At 61.1% G+C, this 7,694-nt stretch carries 6 protein-coding genes; all 6 read right to left on the bottom strand.

All coding sequences use genetic code 11. From position 1 onward, the window contains the following. Window positions 1-119: 119 nt before the first annotated feature. The 6 genes from BW33_RS18605 to BW33_RS18580 all read right to left on the bottom strand — a co-directional run bounded on the left by BW33_RS18605 (window position 120) and on the right by BW33_RS18580 (window position 7,649). Window positions 120-308, bottom strand: a complete 189-nt coding sequence (locus BW33_RS18605) for a hypothetical protein (protein ID WP_003227153.1) — start codon at window positions 306-308, stop codon at window positions 120-122. A 387-nt stretch (window positions 309-695) separates the two neighbouring features. Then, the gene (fabB, locus tag BW33_RS18600) at window positions 696-1,916 is read right to left on the bottom strand and encodes a beta-ketoacyl-ACP synthase I (protein WP_007968959.1); all 1,221 of its coding nucleotides are present in this window, start codon (window positions 1,914-1,916) and stop codon (window positions 696-698) included. An 11-nt stretch (window positions 1,917-1,927) separates the two neighbouring features. Further along, on the bottom strand, window positions 1,928-2,443 hold the full coding sequence (fabA, locus tag BW33_RS18595; protein ID WP_003227150.1) for a 3-hydroxyacyl-[acyl-carrier-protein] dehydratase FabA: 516 nt from the start codon (window positions 2,441-2,443) through the stop codon (window positions 1,928-1,930). Window positions 2,444-2,690: 247 nt separating this feature from the next. Further along, a complete protein-coding gene (locus BW33_RS18590) occupies window positions 2,691-4,595 on the bottom strand; it encodes a response regulator (RefSeq protein ID WP_047600378.1) in 1,905 nt (634 codons plus the stop codon). After that, a complete protein-coding gene (locus tag BW33_RS18585; RefSeq protein ID WP_047600377.1) occupies window positions 4,592-5,524 on the bottom strand; it encodes an ABC transporter substrate-binding protein in 933 nt (310 codons plus the stop codon). The genes BW33_RS18590 and BW33_RS18585 overlap by 4 nt, the downstream gene beginning before the upstream one ends. 1 nt (window position 5,525) lies before the next feature. Then, window positions 5,526-7,649 (bottom strand): TonB-dependent receptor plug domain-containing protein, encoded by a 2,124-nt coding sequence (locus tag BW33_RS18580; RefSeq protein WP_047600376.1) that lies wholly within the window; start codon window positions 7,647-7,649, stop codon window positions 5,526-5,528. Window positions 7,650-7,694 lie beyond the last annotated feature (45 nt).

Raw genomic sequence — 7,694 nt, 5'->3', positions numbered from 1 at the left:
GCCACAGGGGGGGGGGGGTGCTGCCCCCCCGGGGGGGCGGGGCCCCTTTTTTTTGAAAGGCGGGGCCTGCGGCGCGCTCCGGGGGGAGCAAGCTCCCTCGCCACAGGTTCAATATTCGCCTAAGCGGATTTCAGATCTCGCTGCTGTTCCTGCAGTTCCAGTTCGGCCTTGTAGTTGTGAGCATCGATCTCGTTGTGGAACATGCCGACCAGCAAGTCTTGTTGATGCACGTCCCAGATCCGTACACCGGCGGCTACGCCTTCGTGGGACATGTGTGAATCGTCGCGTTCAGTTACTTTTACAGTCATCTGCTAGCTCCAAATCTCAAGTTATCTGCAGCAAGGCGTGTGCAGGACTCTTTTATATGATTTGTTAGCTTGCTAAGTAAACGCTTGATTTGTGCAAGGTGTTGTTGCGTTTTTTGCAACAGTGCTGCAGCCCGCGTAATCCGCGACATTCGGTCGCAGGGTGCAAGGTTTCATGACAGAAGTTTCATTTTCAGCCCCCCACAATCCCATGTAGGAGCTGCCGAAGGCTGCGATCTTTTGATCCTGTTTTTCAAGATCAAGATCAAAAGATCGCAGCCTTCGGCAGCTCCTACATGGGGGATTTGTGTCGGCCATGAGTTTTGTGCAGGCCAAAAAAACGCCCCGAACCAGTCGGGGCGTTTTCAGGTGTGGCTCAAGCCTGGGGAATTACTTGCCTTCCCAGCGCTTCAGCACCAGCGTGGCGTTGGTGCCGCCGAAGCCGAAGCTGTTGCTCATCACTGTGTTGATGGTGGCGTTCTCGCGGGTCTTGGTCAGCACCGGCAGATCGGCCACTTCAGGGTCCAGTTCGTCGATGTTGGCGGAACCGGCGATGAAGTTGCCTTCCATCATCAGCATGCAGTAGATCGCTTCGTGAACGCCGGCGGCGCCCAGGGAGTGACCGGACAGGCTCTTGGTCGAGCTGATCGCCGGGGCCTTGTCGCCGAACACTTCACGCACACCTTTCATTTCCGCGACGTCGCCGACCGGAGTCGAGGTGCCGTGGGTGTTCAGGTAGTCGATCGGGGTGTCGACGGTGGACATTGCCATCTGCATGCAGCGGATCGCGCCTTCGCCACTTGGGGCAACCATGTCGTAGCCGTCGGACGTTGCGCCGTAGCCAACGATTTCGGCGTAGATCTTGGCGCCACGGGCCAGCGCGTGTTCCAGCTCTTCAACCACGACCATGCCGCCACCGCCAGCGATGACGAAACCGTCACGGTCGGCGTCGTAGGCACGGGAGGCTTGTTCCGGGGTGTCGTTACGCTTGCTGGACAGGGCGCCCATCGCGTCGAACAGGAACGACTGGCTCCAGTGCTCTTCTTCACCGCCACCGGCGAAGACGATGTCCTGCTTGCCCATCTGGATCTGTTCCATGGCGGTACCGATGCAGTGAGCACTGGTGGCGCAGGCAGAAGCGATGGAGTAGTTCAGGCCCTTGATCTTGAACGGCGTGGCCAGGCACGCGGAAACGGTGCTGCTCATGGTCCGCGTTACACGGTATGGGCCAACGCGTTTCACGCCTTTCTCGCGCAGGATGTCCAGCGCTTCCATCTGGTTCAGGGTCGACGCGCCGCCCGAGCCGGCGATCAGGCCGGTACGCGGGTTGGACACTTGCTCTTCGGTCAGGCCGGAGTCAGTGATCGCGTCTTTCATGGCCAGGTAGGCGTAAGCCGCTGCGTGGCCGACGAAACGATAGATCTTGCGATCGATCAGTTCTTCAAGGTTGAGGTCGATGGAGCCGGAAACCTGGCTACGCAGACCCATTTCAGCATATTCCGGGTTGAACCGGATGCCAGGGCGGCTTGCACGCAGGTTAGCGGAGACGGTCTCTTTGTCATTGCCCAGGCACGAAACAATGCCCAGACCAGTGATAACGACGCGGCGCATGCGAATAACCCTTAGAAGTTGTCAGTGGAGGTGAACACGCCGACGCGAAGGCCTTCGGCGGTGTAGATTTCGCGACCGTCGACAGTCACCGAACCATCGGCGATGGCCAGGTTCAGCTTGCCCTTGAGGACGCGTTTGATATGAATGTTGTAGGTGACTTTCTTGGCGGTCGGCAGGACCTGGCCGAAGAATTTCACTTCGCCCGAACCCAGCGCACGGCCACGGCCCGGCAGGCCTTGCCAGCCCAGGAAGAAGCCGACCAGTTGCCACATGGCATCCAGACCCAGGCAGCCCGGCATCACCGGATCGCCCTCGAAGTGGCACGCGAAGAACCACAGGTCAGGGTTGATATCCAGCTCGGCGACCAATTCACCTTTGCCGTACTTGCCGCCTTCTTCGCTGATCAGGGTGATGCGATCCACCATCAGCATGTTCGGGGCGGGCAGTTGCGCGTTACCTGGGCCGAACAGCTCACCGCGACTGCAGCGCAGCAGGTCTTCCCGAGTAAAGGCGTTTTGTTTGGTCATGCGAGCTCCTCAATAATCCCATGCGGCAGGTGGGGCAAATCTTCCCGGCCGATCGACGCGTTCATGCCTCGTACCGGCAGCCTACTCATAGACTATTGCGTTGTGGTGAAAGTCACAGCACCAAGGACATGAATGTACACTTGTGCACTGAAATTTTTATTCAAGCCTCTTTTGAGGCTCGTTCGGGTGCCTAAGACTGCCGCACTTTCGCTTTTCACGCCAGTCGCAGATGGTCGAAAAACCGTCACTACTGCACCCAGCGCTGCAGAATCTGTTGTAGGTCATTGCGTTTGAACGGCTTCGCCAGGTAATCGTTCATACCCGCCGACAGGCAGGTTTCGCGGTCGCCCTGCAAGGCGTTGGCGGTCAGCGCGATGATCGGTACCTCGCCGCGTCCGGGCAGTTGGCGGATCTGCCGGGTCGCCTCGTAACCGTCGATGATCGGCAATCGGCAGTCCATCAGAATCACTTCGTAATCGTTGCCCTCGGCGCTGCGTACCGCTTGCGCGCCATCGGTGGCGACGCTGACAGTAAAGCCGAGGCTGCGCAGCATGGCTTCGATGACTGTCTGGTTGACCGGATTGTCCTCCACCAGCAACACATTGCGTCCTTCGCCATGCCCATTGCCGTTGACCGCGTGCGGTGGCGCCAGTTGCGGCAGCGTCTGCTTATATAAGGCTAGCGGGATTTCCAGAGTGAACACCGACCCCAGGCCTTCTTCGCTTTGCGCGCGCAACGTCCCGCCCATGCGTTCAGCCAGGGTGCGGGCGATCGGCAAGCCGAGGCCGGTGCCGCCATAGCGCCGGGAAATCGAACTGTCGGCCTGCTGGAAGGCGTTGAACATCAGTTCCAGACTTTCCGAGGAGATGCCGATGCCGCTGTCGCGCACCGAACAGGTGAACCACAGCAACTCGTGATCCAGCGATTGCCACTGCGCCTCGATGCTGACCCGACCGCGCTCGGTGAACTTCAAGGCATTGCCCACCAGGTTGACCAGAATCTGCCGGATCCGCGTCGGGTCACCTTGCACCTGCAAGGCGCGCATGTCCTCGGGGATCCGCAGGTTCAGGTCCAGGCCACGCTGCACCGCGCTGTGCTGGAACGACTGGGCGCAAGCGCCGATCAGGTCGGCGAGGTTGAACGGAATGTGCTCAAGCTCCAGCTCAGAACGTTCGATCCGCGAGAAGTCGAGAATGTCATTGATGACTTTCAGCAAGTGTTCGGTGGACTCCGAGGCGAGCGCCGCGTACTCGATCTGCTCTTCGGTCATGTCCGTGGTTTCCAGCAGCTGCAACATGCCCAATACGCCGTTCATGGGGGTGCGCAGTTCGTGGCTCATCATCGCCAGAAAGTCGGATTTGGCGTTGTTGGCCTTTTCCGCTTCCTCGCGAGTCTGGATCAGTTGCGCCATCGCCTGATGCTGTTCCCGGCTGGCCTGTTCCAGTGCCTGGGCGAGGTTGTTGATGTGCTGCGACAGGGCGCCCAATTCCGTGTCATCGACGATCGGCAGCGGGGTCTTGTAGTCGCCTTGCTGAATCGCCTTGACCGCGTTGCCGATATCGCGGATCGGCGCCGACAGGCTGCCGGCCAGACGTCGCGCCAGGACAAAGGTGAAGAGCAGGGCGAACAACGCCAGAATCCCGGCCTTGAGCAGAATTTCCTGCTGGCGCTGACTGAAGGCATCGTTTGACAGACCGACGATCACCCGGCCCAGATAGTCCTCGCTGGTCACGTTGTTGCTGGCTTTGGCGTCGTGGAAAAAATCGCTGTTGAGGGCGATCCGTTGCAGGCGCACCGGGGCCTGGAACACCTCGACCTGATGCGGGCGGTTATGCGCGTCGGCGGCTTGCTCAACGTAGGCGAGAATCCGGTTGGCGCTGTCCTGCACTTCCAGAAAGCGCACGTTCGGTGTGGCCAGGGTCGCTTTGAGCAGGCTCTCCAGCACTTCGTTGTTGCCGGAAATCACCCCGTACTCGGTGGCGGGCGCCAGTTGGTTGGCGATCAGTTGCCCGGTGTGATTGAGCTCCTGACGTAAATCCTGAATTCGCACGAAGGTAAAGAAACTGATCAGCAGCAGCGTGAGCAGCAGGGCCGGGCCGAGGCTGATCAATTGCGTGCGGGTGTTTATGTCCCAGCGGCGACGCAGATTCATGGGTGGCGTTCTCCTTCAGCCAACTGGCGGGCAACAGACGCTTCATCGATTGGCTCGATACCCAGGGAACGAGCGACCTGCGAATTACTTGAGACTTTGAAACGATCGGGGTAGAGCGTGCGCGGCCATGTCGCCGGTGGGCGATCCAGCAACTGGTCAAGGATTGCCAGCCAGTCCGGCTGATCGCTGTAAGTGCTGGCAAGGCTGCCGGCCCGCACGAACGCAGCGTTCGGCCCGACCAGCGCCACTTGCCGGGAGTAACTGCTGAGCAGCAGGTTTTTCGCGGTTTTCGGGTTGTACAGATCGGGATCGTCGAGGCCCAGCAACACATCACTGTTTCTCAGCACGCTTTGCAACGGGCGACTGTCCTGGGTGTTGTCCCAACGCTGGCTGACGATTTGCAGATTCAGCGGCGCCGCGGCCTGATGCAGCTCCTTGAGCAGGAATTCGCTGTGCTGGTCGAACAGCACGCCGACCCGTCGCACCTGCGGCAGAATCCGCCGAATCAGTTGCAGTTGCCGCCCCAGCGGCGGGTCGCTCCACAACAGACTCAAGTGCGGCGGTTGTGCGCCACCCAGGCGTTGCCGCGCTTGCAATCGGCTGATGCGCAACACCAGTGTCGCCGGGCCCTGGGGCTCCTGCAAACGCCAGTCGAGGCTGGGCAGGTCGAGCAGAATCATCCGCAGGTTGCTCGGCAACTTGCCCGGTGCCGGCAGGCTGGCCAAAGGCTGGAACCGCACGTTGTCAGTGGGGCGCAGCTCGCTCAACGCCTGGACGAAGGCCTGCACACCAGGGCTTTCTTCGGCGCCGGTCAACAGAATATCGGCAGCTTGCACCGCCATGCCGTGCAGCCACGCGGTCAAAAACAGACAGGCACCGGCCAGCCAGTGGCCAAGGGTTGGCGCCTTGTTTACCGTGCCGTAGCGCACCCTAGAACTCCAGCTCGGCGCTGAAGTACAGCACCCGGCGTTCGTCATAATTGTTGTCGACGAAAGTGCTCGGTTCGTTGTCGAGCCGCTGTTGCAGCACGCCGGCCAGTTGCAGTTGCGCCTTGCCCAGCGGAATGCGTTTGGCGATGCGCGTGTCGACCCGTTCGAAGCGGTAGCCGTTGAGCGCGTTGTCGCCGTAATAGAACAGGGCGCTGTTCCAGCCGTGGCCCCAATCGCGCAGCCAGCCGGCAGAACCGCTGTTGCGCGAGGTGAATTGCTGATCCAGCGGATTGCTCGCCTCGGCGTCGACGAAGGCGTAGGTGAAGCGCAGGCGATCGATCATGCTCAGGCGCCAGTCGAGCTGGGTTTCGGTGCCGCGAAAACGTGAGCTGTTGGCGTTGCTGGCGATGTACTGATTGTTGCGCAGCGGCTCGCTGATCATCCCGGTGATTTCGTCGTAGAACAGCTTCACGTCCACGGCCAGCCCCAGCTCGGCGAAATAGCCGTTGTAGCCCAGCTCGCGCGAGCGCATGTGTTCCTGATCGAGATCGCCCGGGCCGCGGGTCTTGACGAAGTAGCGCGCCGAAGACTGGCCGTAAGCGGACGGCCGCAGGTTGCTCACCTGATAGCTCCAGTTGACGTTGTTCTCGAACATGTCCGGCGAGCGGATCGCCTCCGAGTACACCGCGCGCAAGCCATGGCGTGGGTTGATCAGGTAGTTGACGGCGAACCGGGGCGTCAGCGAACTGCCGATCAGTCGGGTGTTTTCGAACATGGCGCCACCCTGCAACAGCCAGTGTTCACTGGCGCGCCACTCCAGTTGGCCGAACGCGCGCCAGGCGGTGTCGTCCAGCGTGCCGTTGAAGTAGGTCTCGGAGTCGGCCCGGTCGTAACGATAGTTCATGCCGCTGACCAGTCGCAGGCTGTCGGACAGACTCAGGGTGTCCTGCAATTCGAGGTCGTAACGCGACTCGCGGGCGCTTTGATCGATGTCGCCGCACAGCGTCTGGCTGGCACCGTTGCGCCATTGATCCAGCACCTGATTGGCAAGGGCCATCTCCTGCGGCGTTCCGGCTTCCGGGCCGGGGCCGGTGAAACGGGTGATGTTGCGTGCCAGGCGTTCGGTGTAGTTCGGGTTGAGCTGCCACAGCTGGGTCAGTTGCGGGCTGAACGACACTTCGGCATCGCAGGCGCGCCACACTTGCTGGCGATCCCAGTGCTGGGCCGAACCTTGTATATAAAGGCTGTGTTCGGGATTGATGTCGAGATTCCAGCGCACCGAGCCGGCGTAATCCTTGGCGACCACGTCGGAATTGTTCCCGGCAGCGGTAATCCCCGAGAACACCGGGCGGTAGGTATAGGGCCGCTGGTTGCTGCCGTCCTTCGCGTTGATCTGCCAGTCGAGGCTCTGGTTGTCGCTCAGGGTCTGGCTGACAGCGAGGCTGAAGCGGTTCAAACGGCGGCTGTCGCGATAATCGGCGCCGGTGCGGTCGCTGTCGAAGCCATCGTCTTCCTGGCCGGACAGCGACAGGCGCAAGTCGCCGCCATTCCACCCGGTGCCCTGGCTCGCATAGAAATCGTTGATGCCGCGCTGGCCCCGGGTGATCTTCAGTCGCGTGCCGTGGCTGTCCGCCGGGTTGCGGGTGATGATGTTGACCACTGCCATCAGCGCGTTGGCGCCGTAGCTGACGGTGTTCGGCCCACGGAAAACCTCGATCCGCTCGACGTCTTCCATGGCCACTGGAATATCGCTCCAGTCCACTGTCGCCAGGCCTGCGCGGTACACCGAGCGGCCATCGATCAGCACCTGCATGCGCCGCGCTTCGCTGGCGTTGGTCCCGTGATAGTTGACCGCCGCCTGATTGCCACTGATGTTGCCGACCATCATCCCCGGCACCAGCCGCAGCAACTCGCTGATGTCCCTTGCACCGCTGGCGTTGATCAGCTCACTGTCGAGTACGGTCATGCTCCCCGGCACTTCCGCCGGTGTCTGTTTCAGGCGCGTGGCCGTCAGCACCTGCGGCAGCGTTTCACTGTCGACAAACAGGTCGTCCGCCTGCAATACCGGGCTGAACAGCAGCGCCAGCAGCAGCGACGAACGCGAGGGGGGAGAGCCAAAAGACACGACACAGCCTTGATCGCAGAGAATTGGCGCGCATGTTAACCGAGG

It is taken from the genome of Pseudomonas sp. RIT288, assembly GCF_000631985.1.
In the GTDB taxonomy this organism is placed as follows: Bacteria; Pseudomonadota; Gammaproteobacteria; order Pseudomonadales; family Pseudomonadaceae; genus Aquipseudomonas.
The sequence above is the reverse complement of the archived record's forward strand: the minus strand, read 5'-3'. Positions and strand labels throughout refer to the sequence as shown.